The 24,756-nt window shown below is 64.3% G+C and carries 21 protein-coding genes; 3 read left to right on the forward strand and 18 right to left on the reverse strand.

Annotation, left to right across the window (positions count from 1 at the left end; translation table 11 throughout):
• Positions 1-23: 23 nt before the first annotated feature.
• The 3 genes from K226_RS0101755 to K226_RS0101765 form a co-directional block, all read right to left on the reverse strand.
• On the reverse strand, positions 24-1,184 hold the full coding sequence (locus K226_RS0101755; protein ID WP_024813158.1) for an iron-containing alcohol dehydrogenase: 1,161 nt from the start codon (positions 1,182-1,184) through the stop codon (positions 24-26).
• Between the two features lie 120 nt (positions 1,185-1,304).
• Positions 1,305-1,949 carry a TetR/AcrR family transcriptional regulator gene (locus tag K226_RS0101760; protein ID WP_024813159.1) on the reverse strand — a complete coding sequence of 215 codons (645 nt, stop codon included), beginning with the start codon at positions 1,947-1,949 and terminating at the stop codon, positions 1,305-1,307.
• A gap of 274 nt (positions 1,950-2,223) precedes the next feature.
• A complete protein-coding gene (locus K226_RS0101765) occupies positions 2,224-3,237 on the reverse strand; it encodes a fumarylacetoacetate hydrolase family protein (RefSeq protein WP_024813160.1) in 1,014 nt (337 codons plus the stop codon).
• A 103-nt stretch (positions 3,238-3,340) separates the two neighbouring features.
• Between K226_RS0101765 and K226_RS0101770 the strand changes: the two genes are divergently transcribed.
• The 3 genes from K226_RS0101770 to K226_RS0101780 all read left to right on the forward strand — a co-directional run bounded on the left by K226_RS0101770 (position 3,341) and on the right by K226_RS0101780 (position 5,841).
• Positions 3,341-4,123 (forward strand): IclR family transcriptional regulator, encoded by a 783-nt coding sequence (locus K226_RS0101770; RefSeq protein ID WP_024813161.1) that lies wholly within the window; start codon positions 3,341-3,343, stop codon positions 4,121-4,123.
• A 20-nt stretch (positions 4,124-4,143) separates the two neighbouring features.
• Positions 4,144-5,367, forward strand: coding sequence for a DUF3108 domain-containing protein (locus K226_RS0101775; protein WP_024813162.1), 1,224 nt, complete (start codon positions 4,144-4,146; stop codon positions 5,365-5,367).
• A 177-nt stretch (positions 5,368-5,544) separates the two neighbouring features.
• Positions 5,545-5,841, forward strand: coding sequence for a DUF3567 domain-containing protein (locus K226_RS0101780; protein WP_024813163.1), 297 nt, complete (start codon positions 5,545-5,547; stop codon positions 5,839-5,841).
• 71 nt (positions 5,842-5,912) lie between these two features.
• Here K226_RS0101780 and K226_RS0101785 read toward each other — a convergent pair whose 3' ends face one another.
• The 15 genes from K226_RS0101785 to K226_RS0101855 all read right to left on the reverse strand — a co-directional run bounded on the left by K226_RS0101785 (position 5,913) and on the right by K226_RS0101855 (position 24,751).
• Positions 5,913-6,980 (reverse strand): AbrB family transcriptional regulator, encoded by a 1,068-nt coding sequence (locus K226_RS0101785; RefSeq protein WP_024813164.1) that lies wholly within the window; start codon positions 6,978-6,980, stop codon positions 5,913-5,915.
• A gap of 153 nt (positions 6,981-7,133) precedes the next feature.
• Positions 7,134-7,694 carry a hemerythrin domain-containing protein gene (locus K226_RS0101790; RefSeq protein WP_024813165.1) on the reverse strand — a complete coding sequence of 187 codons (561 nt, stop codon included), beginning with the start codon at positions 7,692-7,694 and terminating at the stop codon, positions 7,134-7,136.
• A gap of 8 nt (positions 7,695-7,702) precedes the next feature.
• Positions 7,703-8,116 carry a hypothetical protein gene (locus tag K226_RS0101795; RefSeq protein WP_024813166.1) on the reverse strand — a complete coding sequence of 138 codons (414 nt, stop codon included), beginning with the start codon at positions 8,114-8,116 and terminating at the stop codon, positions 7,703-7,705.
• A gap of 35 nt (positions 8,117-8,151) precedes the next feature.
• Positions 8,152-8,823, reverse strand: a complete 672-nt coding sequence (locus K226_RS0101800; RefSeq protein WP_024813167.1) for a nitroreductase — start codon at positions 8,821-8,823, stop codon at positions 8,152-8,154.
• Between the two features lie 15 nt (positions 8,824-8,838).
• Positions 8,839-10,101: an NnrS family protein gene (locus K226_RS0101805; RefSeq protein ID WP_024813168.1), complete on the reverse strand. Its 1,263-nt coding sequence runs from the start codon at positions 10,099-10,101 to the stop codon at positions 8,839-8,841.
• Between the two features lie 65 nt (positions 10,102-10,166).
• The gene (locus K226_RS0101810; RefSeq protein ID WP_024813169.1) at positions 10,167-12,599 is read right to left on the reverse strand and encodes an adenosylcobalamin-dependent ribonucleoside-diphosphate reductase; all 2,433 of its coding nucleotides are present in this window, start codon (positions 12,597-12,599) and stop codon (positions 10,167-10,169) included.
• Positions 12,600-12,655: 56 nt separating this feature from the next.
• Entirely contained in the window at positions 12,656-13,336 is a 681-nt protein-coding gene (locus tag K226_RS0101815) for a carbonic anhydrase (RefSeq protein WP_024813170.1), read from the reverse strand.
• Between the two features lie 24 nt (positions 13,337-13,360).
• Positions 13,361-14,299: a peptidylprolyl isomerase gene (locus K226_RS0101820; RefSeq protein WP_024813171.1), complete on the reverse strand. Its 939-nt coding sequence runs from the start codon at positions 14,297-14,299 to the stop codon at positions 13,361-13,363.
• Positions 14,300-14,324: 25 nt separating this feature from the next.
• Positions 14,325-15,059, reverse strand: a complete 735-nt coding sequence (gene narI, locus K226_RS0101825) for a respiratory nitrate reductase subunit gamma (RefSeq protein ID WP_024813172.1) — start codon at positions 15,057-15,059, stop codon at positions 14,325-14,327.
• Positions 15,056-15,757, reverse strand: a complete 702-nt coding sequence (gene narJ / locus K226_RS0101830) for a nitrate reductase molybdenum cofactor assembly chaperone (RefSeq protein ID WP_024813173.1) — start codon at positions 15,755-15,757, stop codon at positions 15,056-15,058. The genes narI and narJ overlap by 4 nt, the downstream gene beginning before the upstream one ends.
• Positions 15,758-15,777: 20 nt before the next feature.
• A complete protein-coding gene (gene narH / locus K226_RS0101835; protein WP_024813174.1) occupies positions 15,778-17,301 on the reverse strand; it encodes a nitrate reductase subunit beta in 1,524 nt (507 codons plus the stop codon).
• 20 nt (positions 17,302-17,321) lie between these two features.
• Positions 17,322-21,122, reverse strand: a complete 3,801-nt coding sequence (locus K226_RS0101840; protein ID WP_024813175.1) for a nitrate reductase subunit alpha — start codon at positions 21,120-21,122, stop codon at positions 17,322-17,324.
• A 34-nt stretch (positions 21,123-21,156) separates the two neighbouring features.
• Positions 21,157-22,569, reverse strand: a complete 1,413-nt coding sequence (locus K226_RS0101845) for a NarK family nitrate/nitrite MFS transporter (protein WP_024813176.1) — start codon at positions 22,567-22,569, stop codon at positions 21,157-21,159.
• A gap of 17 nt (positions 22,570-22,586) precedes the next feature.
• Entirely contained in the window at positions 22,587-23,879 is a 1,293-nt protein-coding gene (locus K226_RS0101850) for a nitrate/nitrite transporter (RefSeq protein WP_024813177.1), read from the reverse strand.
• 158 nt (positions 23,880-24,037) lie between these two features.
• Complete coding sequence (locus K226_RS0101855; RefSeq protein ID WP_202899869.1) at positions 24,038-24,751, reverse strand: response regulator; 714 nt, start codon at positions 24,749-24,751, stop codon at positions 24,038-24,040.
• Positions 24,752-24,756: the final 5 nt, after the last annotated feature.

Consider the following 24,756-nt stretch of genomic DNA (forward strand, 5'->3'; position numbering starts at 1 on the left):
CAATGCCCCGGCCGCCAGCGTGCTTACAGTGCCGCTTCGAGGATGCGGCGGCTCACGGCGGGCGTCACCTCGCGTTGCTCGCCCAGTTGCACCATGCCGTGCGCTTCGAGCTGCGCCACCACGGTGTCGATGGCCTCGGCGCCCAGGCCGTAGCCCGACAGGCGTGTGGCGATGCCCATGCTTTCAAAGAAGGCGCGCGTGCGCTCGATGGCAGCGGTGATGCGTTCATCGTCAGTGCCGGTGGTGATGCCCCACACGCGCTCGCCGTATTGCAGCAGCTTTTCACGCTTGGGCACGCGGCGTTCGTTGAGCAATGCGGGCAGCACGATGGCCAGGGTGCGCGCGTGGTCGATGTTGTGCAGCGCCGTCAGCTCGTGACCGATCATGTGCGTGGCCCAGTCTTGCGGCACGCCCGCACCAATCAGGCCGTTGAGCGCCATGGTGGCGGCCCACATCAGGTTGGCGCGGTCGTCGTACACGGGTTCGGTTGCCGTCAGCAGGCGCGGACCGATCTCGATCAGTGTCTGCAAAATGCCTTCGGCAAAGCGGTCTTGCACAGGTGCGTTGACCGGGTAGGTCAGGTACTGCTCTACGGTGTGCACAAACGCATCCACCACGCCGTTGGCCAGCTGCTGGGGTGGCAGCGTGTAGGTTTTGGTGGGGTCGAGCACCGAGAACAGCGGGTAGGTGTGCACGCTGCTGAAGGCCAGCTTGGCGCCCTTGCCGCGGTGCGTGATGACGCTGCCGTTGTTCATTTCGGAGCCCGTGGCGGGCAGCGTGAGGACGGCGCCAAACGGCATGGCCTGCGTGATGTTGCGCCCGCGCTTTTCGAGGATGGCCCAGGCGTCGCCTTCAAAGTGCACGGCAGCGGCGATGAATTTGACCGCGTCGATCACCGAGCCACCGCCCACGGCGAGCAGAAAATCAAAGCCGCCGCTGCGCACCTGATCCACGGCTTTCATCGAGGTTTCGAAGCTCGGGTTGGGTTCGATGCCGCTGAAGGTGGCGTGCTGGCGCTCGCCCAGTGCGGCGCGCACTTCGGCCAGCGTGCCGGTCTTTTCGGCACTGGCGCCACCGACCAGGATCAGCACCTTGGCGGCAGCGGGCACCAGCTTGGCCAGGTCGGCCACACGGCCCTTGCCGAAAGCGATGTGGGTGGGGTTGTGAAAATCAAAATTCAGCATGGCAGTCCTTCGGGGGTTGAGTGGGAGACGGGGATCGCAGGGTTGCCGCAAACGGAGCCGGCGCGCGAGGAAGCGTCAGTGGGGTGAAAACAAGGTGTGCCAGAACGCATGGGCCGTCTTTCAGGCGGGTGCCATGTCCAGCAGCTGCTCGGTGCTTTTCAGGGCATGGTCGAACGCCGTGCCATCGCGGCGCAGTTTGGCCAGCAGGCTGGCGCCCAGCCACAGCTCGTACAAGGTGAGGGCCACGGCCGCCGTGTCGGCACTGGCAGGCACTGCGCCCTCGTTCTGGCATTGCTGCAGGCACAGGGCGATGCGCTGCACGATGTCGTCGGTGCCCCGGCGCAGCGCCAGGCGCATGGGCTCGGACATGTCGGCCACCTCGGCGCTGAGCTTGACGATGAGGCACCGGGCGCCTGCGGCTTCGGTGGCACAGTCATCAACGGCTGCGTCAGCGGGGGCGATGCCACACTGCGACACGTTCCAGTAAGACCAGTAGCGCATCAGCCGCGCCCGCGCCGGGGTGCCGGCATCGTCGGGCCGCAGCAGCGCATCGAGTTGCCCCAGATAGCGCTCCAAGTACTGCGCCAGCAGCGCTTCGCCAAAGCGCTCCTTGCTGCCGAAGTAGTGATAGAACGAGCCCTTGGGCACGCCCGCCGCCGCCAGGATTTCGGCCAGGCCCACACCCACAAAGCCTTTGGCGGCAATCAGCCGCTCGCCGCAGCGCAGGATGTGGTGTTTGACGAGGGGTTGCTGTTCGGTGGTCACGGGTGCATTGTGCCGCCATTAGACCGGTCGTCTAGTTACCCCCGAGACACACCCTTGCCATCCATGTGGCCTTTTCACCGGTGCGCTCTGGCGTCGCGTGCGCCTCAGGTAGCCATGTGATTCCCGGGCACCCGCCAGGCGGCAGCCAGCGCAGGTGACAGGGTGCCAGACTGCACCGGGGTACTGTCGTATTTGCTATTATTATAATAGCTTATAGCGCTTTACCCATAAGCGCTACAGGCACTTTTCATTCATATTTTCTCGCCAACCCTGCTCACGCGCCTGCAGGCGGCGCAATGGCCTGGTCGATCGCGCCGAAGATGCTGGCGCCGTCCGGGCCCTTGGTTTCGATGCGAATGGTGTCGCCGAACTTCATGAACTCGGTGCTGGGCTGGCCGTCTTGAATGGTTTCGATGCAGCGCTTTTCGGCGATGCAGCTGTAGCCCCTGGGCCACTCGGTGCGGCCGCTCTGCTGCACGCCCTTGTTGCTGACGGTGCCGCTGCCGATGATGGAGCCGGCGCGCACGTTGCGTGTCTTGGCCACATGGGCAATCAGCTGGCCGAAGTGGAAGGTCATCTCCGGGCCGGCGTCGCACATGCCCACCTTGCGGCCGTTCCAGGTGGACTGCACCACCAGGTTCAGGCGGCCGTGGTCCCAGGCGTCACCCAGTTCGTCGAGCGTCACAGCCACAGGGCTGAACGCAGTGGCGGGTTTGCTCTGCATGAAGCCAAAACCTTTGGCCAGCTCGGCGGGAATGAGGTTGCGCAGGCTCACGTCGTTGGCCAGCATCACCAGGCGAATGCCGTCGAGGGCCTGCTCGGGGCTGGCACCCATCTTCACGTCGCCGGTGACCACGGCAATCTCGGCCTCGAAGTCAATGCCCATGGCCTCGCTGGGCACCACCACATCGTCGCAGGGGCCGATGAAGTCGTCGCTGCCGCCCTGGTACATCAGCGGATCGGTGTAAAAACTTGCGGGCACTTCGGAGTTGCGCGCTTTTCGCACCAGTTCGACATGGTTGATGTACGCAGAGCCATCGGCCCATTGGTAAGCGCGCGGCAGCGGGGCCATGCACTGCTTGGGATCGAACGGGAAGCCATGGCGCGCGCGGCCGCTGTTCAGCTGGTCGTACAGGTCCTGCAACTGGGGCGAAAGGAAGTTCCAGTCGTCCAGCACCTGCTGGAGCTTGCTGGCTATGCCGGTCGCATAATGGGCCGTGCCCAGGTCGCGCGAGACGACAAGCAGCTGGCCGTCGCGCGAGCCGTCTTTGTAGGTGGCGAGTTTCATGGGGACAGAACCTTTGTCTTGGTGAAAATGGCGCTCGCGCCCAGCAAAAATTACGCTGGGTGAAATTGATTTAACTAAACAAAACTTGCAAATTTTAGTGCACATGGACAAAGAACGTGCAGGCATCCAGTCCGTGGAGGTGGGGTTTTTGCTGCTGGAGGGGCTGACGCGCTCGCGCGGGCCGCTCATGCTGAAAGACCTGGCGGCCTCGGCCGGCATGAGCGCGGCCAAGGCCCACCGCTATCTGGTGAGCTTTCAGCGCCTGGGGCTGGTGGTGCAGGACAGCCGCACCGCACACTACGACCTGGGCCCGGCGGCGCTCAAGCTGGGCCTGGCCTCGCTGTCGCGCCTGGATGCGGTGCGCCTGGCGCGCGAACGCATGCCTGCACTCATGCAGACCATTGGCCACACCCTCGCCCTGGCGGTGTGGGGCAACCGGGGGCCGACCATCGTGCACTGGGAAGAGTCGTCCCAGGCCGTTACCGCCAACCTGCGCCTGGGCGATGTGATGCCACTGCTGTCTTCGGCCACGGGCCGCTGCTTTGCCGCCCACATGCCGCGCGAGGCCGTGGCCCCCATGCTGCAGGACGAGCTGGCCCACGCCGCCAAGCTACGCCGCACCGATCTGCCCACCACCGCGGCGGCGGTCGATACCCTGCTGACCGAGGTGCGCACGCACGGATCGGCCCGCGTGGTGGACACGCTGCTGCCCGGCATCGTTGCGTTCTGTGCGCCGGTGTTCGACGCCGACGGCCACCTGGTGCTGGGCATCACCACGTTGGGCTCGGTGGCCACGTTCGATCCCAACTGGGGCGGCGCCATCGACACCCCCTTGCGCGTCGCCGCTGCCCAGCTCTCGCAAGACCTGGGCGCGGGCTGCGCCTGACACCCGCCGGAGCCCCTGTGATGCCACGCCGACCGCTGCCTGTATTGACCCTTCTGGTGCTGGCGCTGCACTGGCTGGTGCTGCAAGGAATGCCCCTGGACTGGGACGGCACCCCATCCGCAGCCCCGGCGGCACCGGTTTTCAGCACCCGCAACATTGCCCCACCGCCGCCCCGCCCCGTGGTGGCGCAGGCATCTCCGGCACCCGCCCGCCCCACCGCCGCGCGCAAGAAACCCGCGCCGCAGCCCCGCACCACGCCCCCCAAGGCGAAGGCAGCGGCCACCGCACCGCCGCCAGAGCCCCAGGCACAGGCCCAAAGCCCCGTCGAAACCGGTGAATCACCACCATCGGCTCCGGCGGAAGACGACCAGGGAACGCCCTCTTCCGAGGCAACCGCCGAGACAGAAGCGACAGCGCAAGCAGAGGTGGTGGCCGCAGCCCCGCAGCCCCCGGCCAGTGCGGCAGCGCCACCATCCCCCAGCCCCGAAAGCCCCGCCCCTGCCACGGCCCCCGCCACAGCCCAGGACAGCGGCACGGGCGCAGGCGTGGACATCAGCCCGCCCGGTGGCGGCACGGGCCGCATGGCCAGCACAGCCGCGCCCTCCGTGCGCCTGCCCGCGCCGGTGCGCCTGACGTTTGACGTGAATGGCCAAGCGAAAAAGTTCAATTACAACGCGCGCGCCGAGCTGCTGTGGAAGCACGACGGCAGCCGTTACGAAGCCCGGCAAGAGATCAGCGCCTTTCTGGTGGGCAGCCGCTCCCAGAGCAGCGTGGGCCAGGTTACGCCACAAGGGCTGCAGCCAGAGCGCTTTGCAGATCGTTCGCGCAGTGAACAGGCGGCCCACTTTGACCACGCCCAGGGCCGCGTTACCTTCAGCGCCAACACCCCGCAGGCGGCCGTGGGCCCCGGCGTGCAGGACCGCTTGAGCGTATTCATCCAGCTCGGTGCGCTGCTGGCGGCCGACCCGGCGCGGTTTGTGCCCGGCACCCAGGTCACCCTGACCACCGTCAGCGCCCGCAGCGCCGACCGCTGGACTTTCTCGATCGAGGAGCAGGAAACACTGGACCTGCCCGCCGGCCCCACCCCGGCCTGGAAGCTGCTGCGCCTGCCGCGCCGCGACTACGACCAGAAGGCCGAGCTGTGGCTGGCGCCCGATCTGGGCTATGTACCCGTGCGCATCCGCCTCACCCAGGCCAATGGCGACTTTGCCGATCTGCGTCTGAGCAGCAGCGGGCCGCCCTGATTGGCCACGCCGGGCGTTCGGTGTTGCTTGCGGGCGCCATTGCGGCGAAAAGCCCCCACGAATCCGGCACAGCCCCTTTTTCGTGAAATACTGCAAAGCATCAGGTACCGGGAGCCGTGGGACTTGAACTCTGCCCACCCGCTGTCATCTGATTCATATATCGACTGGGGGAACTCCATGCAAATGCTCTACGACTCTGACTCTTTTGTGGTGGTCCACATGCTGCCTGATGCCGTCGAGCAAAAAGGGGGGCCACTCAATGACACCGCGCCGCCAGCACCGCAGCTGGCCCGCCACGGCTTCGAAATTGTGGACAAGCGCTCGGGCAAAGAGGTGTACCTGGACGGTTCCTGGGCCGAAATGTTCCAGCAGCAGATCCTGGCCTGGCAACGCGACACCCCAACCCAGGAAGAAGTGGAAGACGCACTGGACCGCTATGCCGGTCTGGCGCAAAACCCAGTGGTGGTGCACTGAGAAGGTGTGATCGAAAAAAAGGGGCATCGCCCCTTTTTTTCTGCCCGATGCCGGGCGCCTTGCGTCGCCACTCAAGCCGTCGGCGGGTAAATGCGCCGGAACAAGGGCTCCACCAGCACCAGCACGGCAATCAGCCGGCACACCTGAAACGCCGTGACCACCGGCACGCCCAGTTGCAGCACCTTGGCCGTGATGGCCATTTCCGTGATTCCCCCCGGTGAAGTGCCCAGCAGCAGCGTGACCCAGGGCAGCCCGGTGGCCCGCGCCAGCAACCAGGCAAACAGCGCACATACGCCCATCAGCACCAGCGTGCCCCCGGCCACCGTGGCCAGCCAGCGCGGTGCGGTGCGCAAAAAGTCGGCGCGAAATCGCACGCCCAGGCTCACGCCAATCACCAGTTGGGCCGCGTTGACCAGCCCCTGGGGCACCGCCGACAGTGCGACGCCCGCCATGGCCAGCCCCATCGACACCACCAGCGCGCCCATGAACCAGGGGTTGGCGCGGCCCAGCCGGTCCATGACCAGCGCACCTGCACCGGTAAGAAGGGCCAGCAGCGCCAGCCCCGGCCAGCTCACTGCGCGCACGGTGGGCGGCAGGATATCGAGGCCATGCAGGCCGCTCCACTGCAGCGCAAAGGGAATGGTCACCGTGACGATCAGCAGGCGCAGGCTGTGGCTGGCGGCCACGAGGTCGGTGCGGGCATTTTCGCGCTCGGCCAGCAGCGTCATTTCAGACGCCGCGCCAATGGCCCCCGAGAAATAGCTGGTGGCCCGCATCATCGACGCCGGCACGCCATGCATGCGCGGCGCATGAACCCGGTACAGCCAGACACCAAACAGCCAGCCCAGCACCAGCGCCCACACAATGCCCAGCGCGATGGCCCACCACAGGCTGGCCACCAGCGCCACCACCTGTGGCGTGAAATAAAGCCCCAGCGAGGCGCCAATCGACCACTGGCCAGCATTGCGCAGCGGGGCCCAGCTTTCGGTGGGTGCGCCACCGATGGACAGCAGCGAGGTGACCAGCAGCGGGCCGATCATCCAGGGCAGCGGGGTGTGCAGTGCCACACAGGCGGCGGCGGCAGCCCAGGCCAGGGCCAAGGTGATGGCCACGCGGGCAAAAAGCAGAGGGTTACGCATACGAGTCCGCCAGTATCCAGCGTGCACGCCCCAGCCTCGTGCAGCGCGCCCATGCCCTTGGGGCATGGCAGGCGTCGCTCTTTGCGAAGCGATTTTTAGGCAAATCGAGCTCTGGCGCTTATCCAATAAGCGCGAACAGCTATCTTTTTTGAATTATTGCCGCACTGGCGGCGGCGCCTTGCGTCGGGCAGCCATTTCGTTGCCCATGGCCTGCAGCGCAGGCGTTGCCAGCAGGGCTTGTGCCGAAGGGTAGGCCACGGTTTCCTCGTCGGCGATGTGCCGGTCGTACCGGGCCGTGAATTGGTCAAACGCTGCGCCATCGGCATCGCTGAACCCCTTCAGATCGCCATCGACCAGGGCCTGAAGCGCCTTGCGTGCATCAGCCCAGTCGGCGGCCATGCAGGCATGGTCGTCCTGCAGGCGCCGCACCAGCGCAGCCACGTCAGGGGAGCCTTGCGCCAGGAGCAGCGGAAACACATGAAGCTCCTCGTCTTCATGGTGCAGGGGCGCCGCGATGTCAAAGTAGCGCAGCACGTCGCGCGCGGCGTGCTGGGCGGGCACATCTGCGCCGTGCTCCAGCACATGGGCGCGCAGCCGCTGCAGCAGGGCCAGCGTGCGCTGCACGCGCTCGTGGCATGCCTCCAGCATGGCAAAGGGCTGCTCAAACCCCACGGAAGGGGCATTGAAACCGGGCAAGGCGGAGGTCGTGCCCATCTCGGCGCTCACCCGAACCGGACCGGCTGACCCTGCCGGTCAAACGGAATGTAGGCACCATGCGCGCCGCCCTTGATGGCATCGACCATGCGCTGCAGGGGCGCCTCGGCATCGGCGCTGCTGGGGGCCTGATTCAGCGTGCCCGACAGGGCTGCAGCGAACACCATGGCCCAGTCGTGGCCGGGGGCAGTGAACTGGCGGGCCTCTTCCACCAGGGCACTGAACGAGGGCAAATCCTGCGGGGTCTTGTCCACACACATCAGCGGCACCAGGGCGCCGCCCTGCCCGGCTTCAAAGCGCGCACGCTGGGCAGGGGTGGCATCGTCGGGCAATTCGACCGCTGCAAACACAAACAGAAGACGCTGGGGTTCGGGCTGCATCCGCGCGGCTTGCAGCAGATCGTCGAAGCTGGAAATATCCATGGAAAAAATCTCGCAATGAAAGAAGTTGGCAAGGGTCAGAATCCAGGCACCACGCCCCGATCCGCGTCCAGCGTGCTGACGTAGTCGCTTGGCACGGGCCGCGCACGCGCCGCCTTGGGCGACAGCACGGTGCCGATGCTGATGAAGCACAGGGCCCGCTCGCAAGCCGACAGCCGAAACAACGCCCGCAGGCTGGCCGCCTTGAGGGCCTTTCCGCTGGTCAGCGCCGAGCCATAGCCCTGTGCGGTGGCCATCAGCAGCATGTTCTGCACGGCGCAACCCGCTGAAAGCAGCCGCTCGGCCAAATCAATTTCGGGGTCGCCGCGTTCGCCATCCACCACCACCAGCATCAGCACCGGAGCACGGAAGGCTTTTTCGCGCGCCTGGCCGCACTGCTCGGGCGTGGCACCGGGATCACGCTCCAGCAGCGCCTGCGCAAACACCTCGGCCAATGGAGGGCGCGCGGCCTCGGGCACCAGCACAAAGCGCCAGGGCAGCAGCTGGCCATGGTCTGGCGCATGCGCTGCGGCATTGACGATGGTGGCCAGCTCGGAAGCCCCCGGACCGGGGGCGCCCAGCCGCTTGGGCAGGATGGTCTGGCGCGACTGCATCAGCGCCGTGGCCATGGCGGCCACTGCGCCGTCGTCCGAGACAGCGGGGTGCGCCGCAACGGGCACGTTGTTCAATGGCACGGGCGTGTCAGCCATGGGCAGATCCATGCATCAGCCCGGTCGCCCATCGGCACGCAGGCAACCGTACCAACGCCCCAGCCGCAGCCCCCAGACTCCCATGGTGCCAGCCCACAGGCCGGCCGCCACGGGCAACAACCACGGCAAAGAGAGCCCGGCGATGCCCGGAACAGACGCTGCGATGCGCAGCAGCGCAGCCGCCTGCAGGCACCAGAACAGCGACCAGGCAATGCGGTCAGCCACCAGCGCGCGGCCGCTGTGGCCGCAGGACACACGCGTGACCATGGCCAGCATCAGCGAGGCGAGGCAGCCCATGGTCAGCGCGTGCAGCGCTCCCAGTGCCAGCACTCCCATGCCCAGCGTGCCCACCAGCCACTGCGACACCCCACCCAGCAGGAACGCCACACCCAGCCACAGAAAGCCGATGTGCAACATGGCCAGCAACTTGTTCTTCAGGCTTTGCACCAGCCCCCACACCCAGGCCAGCCAGACCAGTACGCCGCCCACCATCAATTGCAGCGTGCCGTGCACCAGCAACCATGCCGTGCCAGCCGCGCTGGACGGCACTCCAGCCAGCTCCAGCCAAGCAGCCAGCACCTGCAGCGCCGCCGCCGCCAGCATCAGCCACAGCACCCAGAACGGGCGCCAGGCCTGAACCATGGGCATGGCACTGGAGGTAAAAAACGGAATCATGCGGTGCGCCACGGTGACATAGACCACCACCACAAAGCCCCAGAGCCCCGTGAAGATCCACGCGCGCGCTGTCGCATGCGCTTCGAAAACCACGCTGAGCAACAGCCCTGCCAGGCTGACACACCCCACCACACAGGCGGTGCCGATCACTCGGGCATGGAGCTGATCCTCCGCCTGGCTGCGCCGGATACGCCCCCAGAACTGCACGGTCATCCAGACCAGCCCGACCATGGCCAGTGCCAGCCCTGCCCATGCCACACCTGCGTGCAGGTGCGCGCCGGCCAGCCACAGCAGCCAACCCGCCGCCAGCGAGAACAGCGGCACGCGCAGGTCCTTCGCCAGCGGGGCCTCCACGCCCAGCCATTTGGGGCCGGCGGTGAAAAGGAATCCCGAAAAGAACAGCGGAATAAAGCCGAACGCCATGACCGCCGAATGCACCAGCGTGGGTGATATCACCGAGGGCAAGGCAAGCCAGCCGGTGGACCGGTCGAGTTGCACCAGCGCCCACCACAGGCCCGACGCCACCAGCACCACCATGGCCAAAAAGAAACCGAGGCGGTGCGGCGCCAGCATCAGGTAACGCACGCGCCAGCGCTTGTCCATGTTTGCCAGCGCCTGCGCGGAAGGTTTACCGGACGCCACCCGCACCGGAATCACGGGCCGGGTTGTCACCCACAGGTCCCCAGGTGGCCGCACTGCGTGCAGTAGTCGCAGCCATCCTTGCGGATGACGGCGTGCGCACCGCATTCGGTGCACTTCTTGCCCGCCATGGCGGGCGGCATGCCACTGACCTGCGATGCCGGCTCCTCCAGGGGCAGCACCTGCTGCACCGGATCGGTCACGCGCCGCGCCAGGATGTTCTGGACGGCATAGGCCATGGCCGCCACCTCGGAGTCGTGCCACATGGGCACGCGGGTGCCGTCATCCTTCTGGTGCGTACCCAGGCGCACGGGGCCGCGGTCCCATGCCACCTTGCGCATGTCAGAAAGTGCCCGCTCCAGAAAACCGCCACGCGCCGCCAGGGACAGCAAACGCATGCTGGCAGTGATCCACTGCTGCGACTCGCCACTTTGGCCCACCGGCATGAAGAACTCAATGGCGCGATCGACCGTTCCCGAGCCAACGCCCGTGGGCACCGGGAGGAACGAGACAATGAGGTACAGCGTCTTGTGGCCCTCTTGCGTCCAGTACTCCACCTTCTCGGCCACCGCGGAAAGCCCACCCTTGGGCCGGCTCTCGATCACCGTGCGCATGGGATCCACTGACGGGGTTGCAGGCGCAGCCACCGGTGCAGGCTCTGCCGCATGGGTTTCGAGCACCGAACCCAGGATGGCATTGGGCCGGTAGGTGGCCAGCCCCTTGAGTCGGGCGCGCCAAGCCTGCAGATACAGGTCCTTGAAGTCATCGTAGGGGTAGTCGGCCGGGATGTTCACGGTCTTGGAGATGGCCGTGTCCACAAAGGGCTGCACCGCTTCCATCATGGCGATATGCCCTTCGGCAGGCATGGCCAGCGCCGAGATGAAATAGTCGGGCAACGCATCCACGTCGCCGCCCAGGTCGCGGTAAAGACGCCAGGCATGGTCTTCCACCGCGTACTCGCTGGTGCTGCCGTCGGCCTCGCGCTTCTTGCGCTTGTACATCCAAGAAAACGGTGGTTCGATACCGTTGGAGGCGTTGTCGGCAAAGGCCAGGCTCACGGTACCCGTGGGGGCAATCGACAGCAGGTGGCTGTTGCGGATGCCGTGCTTGCGAATGGCTTTCTTGATCGGCTCTGGCAGGCGGCTGGCAAAGGTGCCGGCCGCCAGGTAGGGCTCGGCCTCGAACTTGGGGAAGGCACCCTTTTCGCGGGCCAGCTCCACCGAGGCGAGATAAGCCGCATCGCGCATGGATTGCGCAATGCGCGCCGCCATCGCGCGCCCTTCCTGCATGTCGTAGCGCAGGCACAGCATGGCCAACGTGTTGCCCATGCCGGTAAAGCCCACACCAATGCGGCGCTTGGCCATGGCCTCGTCGCGCTGCTGCGGCAGGGGCCAGAAAGTCACATCCAGCACATTGTCGAGCGCGCGGACCTGCAGGGCCACCACTTTCTCGAAGGCCTCGAAGTCAAATGCCGGCAACCCGTCGAATCCGAACGGGTGGTGCACAAACCGCGTCAGGATGACAGGGCCAAGGTCGCAGCAACCATAGGACGGCAGGGGTTGCTCGCCGCAGGGGTTGGTAGCGGCAATGTCTTCGCAGTAATTGAGGTTGTTGTCCTCGTTGATGTGATCGAGAAACAGGATGCCCGGTTCGGCAAAATCGTAGGCCGACTTCATGATGGTGTCCCACAGCGCCCGCGCCTGCACAGTGGAATAGACCCACATGCCATCGGCGCGCTGGTAGGCGCCCTGCGCCATGGCCACAGCGCCCGGACGCGCACGGTGCACCAGCTCCCAGGGTTGGCCCTGCTGGACAGCCTCGATGAAGGCATCCGACACCCCGACCGACACATTGAAATTGTTCCAGCGCCCGGGTGTGCGCTTGGCCGTGATGAACTCGTGCACATCGGGGTGATCGATGCGCAACACCCCCATCTGCGCACCGCGCCGCGCCCCCGCGCTTTCGACGGTGGAGCACGACTGGTCAAACACGTTCATGTAGCTGCACGGGCCCGAAGCCACGGATGCCGTGGCCTTGACCTGGGCGCCCTTGGGCCGGATGCGCGAAAAGTCGTAGCCCACGCCACCGCCGCGGCGCATGGTTTCGGCAGCCTCGCGCAGGGCTTCATAGATTCCGGGAAAGCCCTCATCGTCCACGCCCTGAATGCAATCGCCCACGGGCTGTACAAAACAGTTGATGAGCGTGGCCTGGATGTCGGTGCCGGCCGCGCTCATGATGCGCCCGGCGCCGATGGCACCCGCATGCAGGTTCTCCAGGAACAGGATTTCGTACTTTTCGCGCAGGTCGGGCGCTTCTACCGAGGCCAGGGCGCGGGCCACGCGGCGGTAGAGGTCTTCGGCGCTGGTCTCGCCGGTTTTGAGGTATTTTTCACGCAGCACATCCAGGCTGATGGGCTGCAACAAAGAGGTGGAATTCATGGGGGGATTGGGTTCGCGCTTCATGGTTTCGGATGATTGGATATTCGCCTTCAGGTGGCCTGCGATCCGTCAAGAAGGAATCAAAGCTCGTCCAAAAGAACCTGCCCGTCATGTTCCACATAGGGGTGGTACGGCCCCGTACCACTGTTGTCAGCCAGCGACGCGGGCACAAAGCCCCCCGTCTTGACGTCAAACACATGCACTTCCCCCTCCTCGATCACGTAATGCCAGCCGTGCAGGCTGATATGACCTGCCTGCACTCGGCTACGGACCATAGGATATTCCATCAGCCGCTCCAGCTGCAAAATAACGGCCCTTTGCTCGGTGCGACGCAACGCCTCCGGTCCGGGTTGCACCGGCAGCAGGGCCTCGCGGCCCAGATCGAGCCAGCGTTCCAGGTTGGGAGCCTCAGGCGACACTTCACCATACATCGCCTTGATAGCCCCACAATGACTGTGGCCACAAACGATGATGCGCTGAACTTTCAGGTTGAGCACCGCGAATTCAATCGCCGCCGTGGTGCCGTGGTGGCCATGCGATCCGTCGTAAGGCGGAATGAACGCCCCCACATTGCGCACAAGAAACAGTTCGCCGGGCCCTGCCCCGGTCAGCAGGTAAGGAACCAGTCGGGAGTCAGAGCAGCCGATGAAAAGCGTGGTGGGATGCTGCCCCTCGTCCACCAAGTCCTGGAACTGCTGGCGGTATTGGGGGAAAGCATCGTCATGAAACCGACGCAGGCGATCGAGCAACTCATCCGGCATGACATTCGCCCATACCCTTGAAAACTACTGAACCAGCGGCGAATCCGCCGCATCCAGCACCACGCCCTCCACCACGGCGGCGCCCGCCAGCAACTGAAGGTATTGCCGCAGGGCGTTGACCCAGGCCTGCTGGCGCAAGGTAAGACCAATCGCCTGCCGCACCTCTTCAAACGAAGGCTGCTGCCCCGCCTCGCGGGCTACCACTTCGACCACATGCAGGCCGAAACGGCTATGCACCAGCCGTGCGAGCACACCAATTTCGGCACTGCCGAACACTTCCCGGGCGAACTCGGGCGCGCAGTCGGCCCGGGTCAGCCAGCCCAGGTCGCCACCTTGCTGCCCGCTGGGGCAGTTGGACCATTGTTTGGCAGCCTCTGCAAAGCGCACCCCGCCGTCGTCTGCACAACGCAGGTCGATCAGCATTGCCTCTGCGCGCAGGCGCAGCTGTTTCACATCCACTCCGGGCGTCACGGCAAATAGCACATGGCGCAGCTGTGCACGCTCGCCATGGGCGTGCGCGGCAGGATGGGCCTCATGGTAGCGACGGCACGCCTCTTCGGAAGGCTCTGGAATGGGCAGCTCCCGCTCCAGCAATTGCTCGATGGCGGCGGAAGCCGCAGCGCTGGTGGCACCGTCGGTACCCGGCATGTCATCTGACGACAGCAGGCCCGCTTGCTGGGCCGCCTGGCGCAACAGCTCTGTGCACGCACGCTGGCGCAGCGTTTCCTCGTCCAGCAGCTGCCCCACTTCATGCAAGGCAATGCCGTTGATGGCGGCCAAGGGCATCACCTGCGCCACGCCTGCCGGCGCCTGTGAAGACTGGGCTACGGGTGCCGCCTCCATGGCCGTTGCCAGGGCTTCGTACGCCACGGCCTGTTCGGCGGTGAGCGTGCTTGCGCCCGTTTCCTTTTCGTTTCCGGTGGAGGCGCAGCCGCAGCCTCCCGATCCACATCCATGGCTCATGTTGTGCTCCTTGACAGTGTGGACATCAGGCGCGGCGCTGGTCATTGGGCTGCATGTGGCCTTGCGGCAAATTCATGCGGCGCGCACGCACCAGCTGATAGGGGCGCAGCACATAGGCCAGCGTGCCAAAACCGCTCCACACATGCACCAGTCGGGTGAACGGGAAGATCAGAAAAATGCTCATGCCCAGGGCCATGTGGGCCTTGAAGATCCAGCCGGCGTCCGCCAGCAGCTCTACCCCACCCGTACGGAAGGTCACGATGCGTTGCGCCCACTCGGCCAGATTCATCATCATGGAACCATCCAGGTGCTGGGCCGACAACGGGATCGTGGCCAGCCCCAGAGCCAGCTGCAGCCACAGCAAAAGCAACAGCACGATGTCGCTCGTCTTCGAGGTGGCGCGGATGCGCGGGTCCGACAGACGGCGGTGCAGCAGGACAGAAACCCCCACAAACCCCAGCAGCCCGGCGATACCGCCCGACACCATGGCCATCACCTGCTTGTTGCCCGCGCTGATGAAGGCTTCATACATGAAGTGCGGCGTGAGCATGCCCACGGTGTGGCCGAAAAACAGGAACAGCACACCAATATGAAACAGGTTGCTGCCCCAGCGCAGACTGCCCGTGCGCAGCAGTTGGGACGAATCGCTTTTCCAGGTGTACTGGTCGCGGTCAAACCGCACCCAGCTGCCGATGAAAAAGACAGAAAGGCAAATATAGGGATAGATGCCGAACAACAGGGTATCAAGCCAGGCGGTCATACGGAGACTCCTTCTGGTGCCCGCTCGGGGCGGGGGGTACGAACAAAATGAACAGGCTGTGGCTGGTCAGGCTTGGCCTGGCCCTGGGTGCTGCAACCGCCAAACGCTTCGGGCTCTGCCCAGACCTCATCCATGGGCGGCTCGGGCGTGAGCGCCACCGACTGCACGCGCTGTCCCGACACTTCGAGCACGGCGGCAATCACGCTGGCATAAGGGCTGCTCCTGGCCACCAGCGCGCTGAAAAGTGCATTCAGGATGTGGGCCATTTCACCCAGAAACTCCTTGGCCACTTCCGGCGGCTGGGTTGAGGCGAACTCCAGCACCACCGGCAGGTGGTCGGGCAGCTCGTCGGCCTCGAATTGCAGGCCGGCCTTTTCGTAGGTCTGCATCAGGTCGATGAGTGCCGGCCCCCGGTCGCGCGAGTCGCCGTGCACATGTTCGAACAGGTGCAGCGAAGTCTGGCGACCGCGGTCGAAGTTATCGACATAGCGCGCCTCGGCTTCCATCGGATCGAGTGCCGCGAGGTGCTCGCACACCCCCTTCAACTCGGACATGCGCTCATGCGTCAGTGCCTGCTCTGCCTGCAAGGCATCGATGAGTTGCGGCATCACGCTGCGCAGTTGCGCATCGGGGTAGCTCAGCAGGTAGCCCAGGGCGCGCAATGTCAGGCGCACGGAGGTCGGGTTCTTCTTGAACATGGTGATTCCTTTGCCTGCGCTCAGACCGTCGCTTTGATGGGGATGGTGCGCGGCTTCTTGCCACCAAACATGCTCGTCTCGGTGGCGCCGTCGGAACAGCCGTTGCCAAACGAGAAACCGCAGCCGCCCCGGATGTCAAACGCGTTCTCAGCGTACTCGCGGTGGGCCGACGGAATCACGAAGCGGTCTTCGTAGTTGGCGATGGCCATCACCTGGTACATCTCCTCGACCTCGGCCAGCGACAGGCCTGCCTGCTTGAGCACAGACAGGTTCTGGCGCTGCTCCACATGCTTGTCGCGCTGGTAGGTACGCATGGCCAGCATGCGCTCCAGTGCCCGCACCACAGGGCCGGTGTCACCGGCGGTAAGCAGGTTGGCAAGGTACTGCACCGGAATGCGCAGTTGCGACACGTCGGGGATGTCGCCATTGACCCCTACATGGCCCGCGTTGGCGGCAGCCGTGATGGGCGACAGTGGCGGCACATACCAGACCATGGGCAGCGTGCGGTATTCGGGGTGCAGCGGCAGGGCCACCTTCCATTGCACCGCCATCTTGTAGACAGGGCTGTTGCGGGCGGCTTCCATCCAGCTGTCAGAAATACCGTCGATGCGTGCCTGGCGGATCACATCGGGGTCGTTCGGGTCCAGGAAGATGTCGAGCTGCGCCTGGTACAGGTCGCGGTCGCGCTCCACGCTGGCGGCTTCCTGGATGCGGTCTGCGTCATACAGCAGCACACCGAGATACCGGATGCGGCCCACGCAGGTTTCGGAGCACACCGTGGGCTGGCCGGCTTCGATGCGCGGGTAGCAGAAGATGCACTTCTCGGCTTTGCCCGACTGCCAGTTGTAGTAGATCTTCTTGTAGGGGCAGCCCGAGACGCACATGCGCCAGCCACGGCACTTGTCCTGGTCGATCAGCACGATGCCGTCTTCCTCGCGCTTGTAGATCGAGCCGCTGGGGCACGATGCCACGCACGCCGGGTTCAGACAGTGCTCGCACAGGCGCGGCAAATACATCATGAAGGTGTTTTCGAACTGGCCGTAGATGTCTTTTTGCACATCGTCGAAGTTCTTGTCCTTGCTGCGCTTGCTGAACTCGCCGCCCAGGATTTCTTCCCAGTTCGGGCCCCATTCGATCTTCTCCATGCGCTTGCCGGTGATCAGGCTGCGCGGACGGGCCGTGGGCGCAGCCTTGCTCTCGGGCGCCGACTGAAGGTGGTCGTAGTCGAACGTGAAGGGCTCGTAATAGTCGTCGATCTGCGGCAGGTTGGGGTTGGCGAAGATGCGCATGAGCAGCTTCCACTTGCCGCCCTGGCGGGGAGCGATGGAGCCGTCCGGGTTGCGTACCCAGCCGCCGTTCCATTTGTCCTGGTTTTCCCATTCCTTGGGATAGCCAATGCCGGGCTTCGTTTCAACGTTGTTGAACCAGGCGTATTCCACCCCGGGGCGGCTGGTCCAGACGTTTTTGCAGGTGACCGAACAGGTGTGGCAACCAATGCACTTGTCCAGGTTCAGCACCATGCCGATTTGTGCGCGAATTTTCATCGTTTTTCTCCTTGCGGGGCTCAGGCGTGTGCGCCGGTGTCAGACACTTCGTCGTCCAGCCAGTCCACGCGGTCCATCTTGCGCACCAGCACAAACTCATCGCGGTTGGTGCCAATGGTTCCGTAGTAGTTGAAGCCGTAGCTGTATTGCGCGTAGCCGCCAATCATGTGGGTGGGCTTGAGCACAATGCGCGTAACCGAGTTGTGGATGCCGCCGCGGGTACCCGTGATCTCGGAGCCGGGGGTGTTGATGATCTTCTCTTGCGAGTGATACATCATCACCATGCCGGGGTTCACACGCTGGCTCACCACCGCACGGGCTGCAATGGCGCCGTTGGCGTTGAACAGTTCGACCCAGTCGTTATCCACAATGCCAGCGCTGGCCGCGTCGTCTTCGCTCAGCCACACCACCGAACCGCCCCGATTGAGCGTGAGCATCATCAGGTTGTCGCTGTACGTGCTGTGGATGCCCCACTTCTGGTGCGGCGTGATGAAGTTGAGCGCGATCTCGCGGTTGCCGTTGGGCTTCTTGCCTTCGACTTCGTGCAGCGCTTTCAGGTGCACCGGCGGGCGATAGCTCACAAAACCTTCGCCAAAGTCGCGCATCCACGGATGGTCCTGGTAGAACTGCTGGCGGCCCGTGAGGGTGCGCCATGGGATGTACTCGTGCACATTGGTGTAGCCCGCGTTGTAGCTGACCTTTTCGCTTTCCAGGCCTGACCAGGTGGGCGAGCTGATGATCTTGCGCGGCTGCGCCTGGATGTCGCGGAAGCGGATCTTCTCGTCCTCGCGGTGCAGCGCCAGGTGCACGTGGTCGCGCCCGGTCTGCTTGCCCAAGGCCTCCCAGGCCTTGCAGGCCACATGGCCGTTGGTTTCGGGAGCCAGCATCAGCACCACTTCGGTGGCGTCAATATCGCTCACGATGCGGGGCATGCCCTGCGTCACGCCCTCTTCCTTCACACGGCCGTTCAGGTCGCCGAGCTGGCCGACTTCGGTCTGCGTGTTCCAGCCGATGCCCTTGCCGCCGTTGCCTGCCTTGTCCATCAAGGAGCCAAGAGCCGTGAAACGCTTGTACAGGTTGGGGTAGTCGCGCTCGACCACAGTGACCTGGGGCGCGGTCTTGCCGGGGATAAGTTCGCACTCGCCCTTCTTCCAGTCGCGCACGCCATAGGGCTGGGCCATTTCACCGGCCGTGTCGTGCATGATGGGCGTGAGCACCACGTCCTTTTCAACGCCCAGGTGGCCCACGCTGACCTCGCTCACAGCCTTGGCAAAGCCCTTGTAGATCTCCCAGTCGCTCTTGGCCTGCCAGGCAGGGTCCACCGCGGTGGACAGCGGGTGGATAAAGGGGTGCATGTCGCTGGTGTTGAGGTCGTTCTTCTCGTACCAGGTGGCCGTGGGCAGCACGATGTCGGAGTAAAGGCAGGTCGTGCTCATGCGGAAGTCGAGCGTGACCAGCAGGTCCAGCTTGCCTTCGGGTGCTTTGGCGTGCCACTGCACTTCTTCGGGCTTGGCTTCGTCCTGGCCCAGATCCTTGCCCTGCACGCCGTGGGTGGTGCCCAGCAGGTGCTTGAGAAAGTACTCATGTCCCTTGCCCGAGGAGCCCAGGATGTTGGAGCGCCACACGAACATGTTGCGCGGCCAGTTGTCGGGATGGTCCGGGTCCTCGCAGCTCATTTGCAGGCTGCCGTCCTTGAGAGACTGCACCACATAGTCCTTGGCGTCCATGCCCTTAGCCGCAGCGTCCTTGGCCACCTGCAGCGGGCTGGTCTTGAGCTGGGGCGCCGAAGGCAGCCAGCCCATGCGCTCGGCGCGCACGTTGTAATCAATCATCGAGCCGCTGTAGGACTTCTTGTCCGCCAGGGGCGAGAGGATCTCTTCCATGCCCAGCTTTTCGTAGCGCCACTGGTCGGTGTGGGCATAGAAGAAGCTGGTGCTGTTCATCTGGCGCGGTGGGCGAATCCAGTCGAGCGCAAAGGCCAGCGCCGTCCAACCCGTCTGGGGGCGCAGTTTTTCCTGGCCCACATAGTGCGCCCAGCCGCCGCCGCTTTGGCCAATACAACCGCACAGCATCAGCATGTTCATGATGCCGCGGTAGTTCATGTCGCAGTGGTACCAGTGGTTCATGGCAGCGCCGATGATCACCATGGACTTGCCATGCGTCTTGTCGGCGTTGTCGGCAAACTGCCGCGCCACGGCAATGATCTGCGCGCGCGGCACACCGGTGATGGATTCTTGCCATGCGGGGGTGTAAGGGCGGTCAGCGTCGTAGCTGCCGCCGACTTCTTCACCAGGCAGGCCGCGGTCGATGCCGTAGTTGCCAGCCAGCAGGTCGAACACGGTGGCCACCATCACGCGGCCCTGGGCTTCGTGTCCGGCCAGTTCCAGGTGGCTCACCGGCACACGGCGTACCATCACATCGCCACCTTGCTCGTTGGCCGTGAAGTTAGGCGTCTGCACACCGCCAAAGTACGGGAAGGCAACGTCAGCCACGTCGTAGGCCTGCTCGCCATCTTCGATCACCGAGAGCTTGAGCTTGACGGTGTTACCGGTGCGCGCTTCCTTGTTCTCCAGGTTCCACAGGCCCTCGTCGGCGCGGCCGTCAGCCCCCCAGCGGAAGCCAATGGAGCCATTGGGCAGCGTGACCTGGCCCAGTTCGTCGTAGCCCACGGTCTTCCAGTCGGGGTTGTTGGACTGATCGAGCTGGCCGGGGAAGTCGCTGGCGCGCACATAGCGGTCGGGCACCATCACCGTGCGACCATCGGGCAGCGTCTTTTCCTTGAGCACCACCAAGAGCGGCAGGTCGGTGTAGCGGCGTGCGTAGTCGTCAAAGTAGGTGCTGCGGCCCTTGCCGCCGTCCTTGAAGTAGAACTCCTTCAGGATCACATGGCCCATGGCCATGGCCACGGCGGCATCGGTGCCCTGCTTGGGGTGCATCCACAGATCACCGAGCTTGGCCACTTCAGAGTAATCGGGCGTGATGGACACGACCTTGGTGCCCTTGTAGCGGACTTCGGTCAAGAAGTGCGCATCGGGCGTGCGTGTCTGGGGCACGTTGGAGCCCCAGGCAATGATGAAGCTGCTGTTGTACCAGTCGGCCGATTCGGGCACGTCGGTCTGCTCACCCCAGACTTGCGGGCTGGACGGGGGCAGATCGCAATACCAGTCGTAAAAGCTCATGCAGACGCCGCCAATCAGGCTGAGGTAGCGGCTGCCGGCGGCGTAGCTGATCATGCTCATCGCCGGAATGGGCGAGAAACCGATGATGCGGTCAGGGCCATGCTTCTTGATCGTGTAGACGTTGGCCGCCGCGATCATCTGGTTGACCTCATCCCAGGTGCTGCGCACAAAGCCACCCAAGCCGCGCTGCTTTTGCCACTCGCGTTTGGCCGATTCGTTTTCAACGATGTTCGCCCAGGCATCCACCGGGCTCTTGGCCAGCAGGAGGGCGGCGCGCCAGTGCTTGAGCAGGCGGCCGCGCACCATGGGGTACTTCACACGGTTGGCGCTGTACAGGTACCAGCTGTAGCTGGCGCCGCGCGCGCAGCCACGGGGTTCGTGGTTGGGAAGATCGGGGCGGGTGCGGGGGTAGTCGGTCTGCTGGGTTTCCCAGGTGACGATACCGCCCTTGACGTAAATCTTCCACGAGCACGAACCCGTGCAGTTCACGCCGTGGGTGCTGCGCACGATCTTGTCGTGCGCCCAGCGGTCGCGGTAGGCGTCTTCCCAGGTGCGGTCTTCACCGTTGGTTTGGCCGTGGCCCTGCGCAAAGGTCTCGCGCGGTTGCGAAAAGTACGTAAGACGATCGAGGAAATGGCTCATCGGGGGCTCCTTTTTCTATCGGTTCGGTGGGCGGTCAGCAAGGCATCTCGGCATGCTTGCGGGCGTAGTACCACCAGGTGATCACAATGCAGATGACATAGAAGGCAACGAAGGCCCACAACGCTGCTTCGGGACCACCCGTCAGCGCAATGGAGCTGCCGTAGCTCTTGGGGATGAAGAAGCCACCGTAGGCGGCCATGGCGGCCGTGAACCCCAGGGTGGCGGCACCCAGGGTGTTGCCCTCCTTGTTGGCCTGGGCAACGGCGGCGGCATTGTTGCGGTCCACGCCCTGCATCGCTTCGGCCAGAAAAATCACCGGAATCATGCGGAAGGTGGAGCCGTTGCCGATCCCCGTGGTCAGGAACAGCACCAGGAAGCACACAAAGAAGCCTGCAAACTGACCTTCATTTCCCGCCGAGGGCAGGAAGAACGTGACGCCCACCACGGCCAGCGCCATGACGATGAAGTTCCACAGCGTGACGCGCGCGCCACCCAGCTTGTCTGCCAGCCAGCCGCCAAAAGGCCGCACCACGGCGCCAACCAGCGGCCCCAGCCAGGCATAGGCCAGCGGATTGATGCTGGGGAACTGGCTCTTGATCAACAAGGGGAACCCGGCGGCATAGCCGATGAACGAGCCGAACGTGCCGAGGTACAGCACGCACATCAGCCAGTTGTGCTTGCGCCGGAAAATGGCGGCCTGCGTGGCAAACGACGCCTTGGCGTCGGCAATGTCGTTCATGCCAAACCATGCGGCCAGCGAAGCCAGCGCGATCCATGGCACCCAGATGAAGGCGGCGTTCTGTGTCCACACTTGCACGGTCTGGCCGTTCTTCACGATCGTCTGCGCATCGCCACCAAAAATGCCGAAGATGCCTGCCGTGACCACCAGCGGGCTCAAAAACTGCACCACCGACACGCCCAGGTTGCCCAGGCCCGCATTCACCCCCAAGGCCGAGCCCTTGCGTTCTTTCGGAAAGAAGAAGCTGATGTTGGCCATGCTGGAGCTGAAATTGCCGCCGCCCAGGCCACACAGCAGCGCCAGCACCAGCATCGTCGGATAGCTGGTGGTGTTGTCCTGCACCGCGTAGCCAATGCCAATGGCGGGGATGAGCAAGGTAACAGTGGAGATCGATGTCCAGCGACGGCCACCGACCAGCGGCACCATGAACGAGTAAAAGATGCGCAACGTGGCGCCGCTGAGCGCAGGCGCCGCGGCAAGCCAGAACAGCTGGTTGGTGGAATATTTGAAACCCAGTCCCGGCAGACTCACGGCCACAACGCTCCAGACTTGCCAGATGGCGAAGGCCAGAAACAATGCAGGCACCGAGATCCACAGGTTGAGCTTGGCGACGGCTTCGCCCTCCCGCTCCCAGAACGATTTGTCCTCGGGGGCCCAGATGGTGAGCAGACGCCCCTGGCGGCCGCTGCTGTGTTGGTTGGCAGACATGGTGATACCTTAAAAATTTAGCGGACGGCTTGCTGCGCCGAAGCACTTGCCGGGTCCATCACATCGGTGCGGCGCACTTCGGTGAAGTACATCCAGATCAGCGAAACCCAGACCACGCCATACATCAGCATGAAGGCGCTGGAACGAACGCCAGTGAAGTCCATCAGGGCGCCAAACATGATGGGCAGCACGAAGCCACCAAGACCACCCGCCAGGCCCACGATGCCGCTGATGGCGCCAATGTTTTTTGGATAGTCATCGCTGATGTACTTGAAGACACTGGCCTTGCCGAAGGCAAAAGCCACGCCCAGCACCCCCATCAGCGCGGTGAAGGCATAGACGTTCAAACCGATGTGAAACGTGGTGGAGCCATTGACCGTGAGGATGGTGAAATCGGTCTGCGGATAGCTCAGCAGGAACAGGCAGATCCAGCTCACCCACATCACCCACCAGGTGACGCTGTGGGCGCCATACTTGTCACTGAGCACGCCGCCAATGGCGCGCAGCACACCGCCGGGCAACGAGAAGCAGGCCGCCAGCAGCGCCGCCACACGGATGTCCAGACCGTACTCGCCCACGTAGTACTGCACCATCCACAGCGACAGGGCCACGTAACCACCAAACACAATGCTGTAGTACTGGCAGTACTTGATGACCTTGGGGTCCTTGAGCGCCTTGAGCTGGTCGGTGAACTTGACGTTACTGGGCACCAGATGGGCCGGGTCGCTGTAGCTGAACAGCCAGAACAGCACCAGGGTACCCAGCATGATGGCGGCGTACACCTGCGGCACCATGGCCCAGCCAAAAGCCACCAATAGAACCGGCGCCACGAATTTGTTCACGGCAGCGCCCGAATTGCCCGCGCCGTACACCCCCATCGCCATGCCCTGCCGGTTCTTGGGGAACCAGCGCGCCACATAAGGCGTACCCACCGAGAACGAACCACCCGCCAGCCCGACAAACAGGCCAATCGTGAGGAAGTGCCAATACTCGGTGGCATAGCTCATGAACCAGATCGCCGGCACGGTGAGCGCCATCAGCGCGGTCATGACGATCCGGCCGCCAAATTTATCGGTCCAGATGCCCAGTGGCACGCGCACCAGCGAGCCGGTGAGCACCGGCATGGCCGTGAGCAGGCCGAATTGCGTGGAGCTCAGGTTGAGCATCTTCTTGATCGGGATGCCGATCACCCCGAACATCATCCACACCATGAAGCAGACGGTGAAGGCCAAGGTGCTTACCAAAAGCACAGACCAAGCCTGCCGGGTGCGTTGCGGACTTTCGCCCGCCGAAAGCGATGCGTTTGCCATGGACATTCCCTCTTGTTCCTGTATGGCATGCATCGTCCCGCGAAGGCAGGGTTTTGCCTATCCCTCTTCAGGATGTGTCAGCAGGGCAAAAAGGACGAGGGGATTGCAGCACCATAGTTCGAAAGAACTACGAGGGAGTAGAAAACAGAGGGTGCGGCCTACCGCTGGCGATCCGAGGCGTACACGGCGGCCTGCACGCGCGAGCTCAGGCCCAGCTTGCGCAGGATGTGCTGCACATGGATCTTCACCGTGGTCTCGGCAATGTCCAGTGCCCTCGCGATCTCCTTGTTGCTGGAGCCCCGGGCAATCTCGCGCAGCACGTCTTCCTCGCGCGGCGACAGCGGCGTGCGCTGCTCTACCGTATCGGGGGCCGCCTCCGGATGCACCTTGCCTGACACAGGCGACTCCAGGGCGTCCACCTCCGGCCCCCCCTGCGACTGGAAGGCGGCCACCAGCTTGCCCATCAACTCGGGGCTGACCACGGGTTCTCCGGCAGCAGCGCGGCGAATGGCATGCGCCAGCAAATCCCCGTCGATGGTCTTGAGCAGATAGCCCTGTGCGCCATTGCGCAGCGCCATTGACAGATCCTGCGCGTCTTCGCTCACGGTCAGCATGAGCACACGCGAGGATGGGGACACCTCACGCAAACCCCGAATGGCGTCCACCCCCGTCACACCGGGCAAATGGTTGTCGAGCAGGATCACATCCGGGCGCAGTGCGGGTGCCAGACGCATCGCCTGCGCGGCATCGCCCGCCTCGCCCACCACCTTCAGGCCGGGGTCCTGCCCCAGCAAGGCCACCAGGCCACGGCGAAACAGGTTGTGATCATCCACGACAAGCAACGTCACAGGCGGCAAATCAGGCATAGGCATCAATG

The sequence above is a fragment of the Acidovorax sp. JHL-3 genome, assembly GCF_000526295.1.
GTDB lineage: Bacteria > Pseudomonadota > Gammaproteobacteria > Burkholderiales > Burkholderiaceae_C > Acidovorax > Acidovorax defluvii.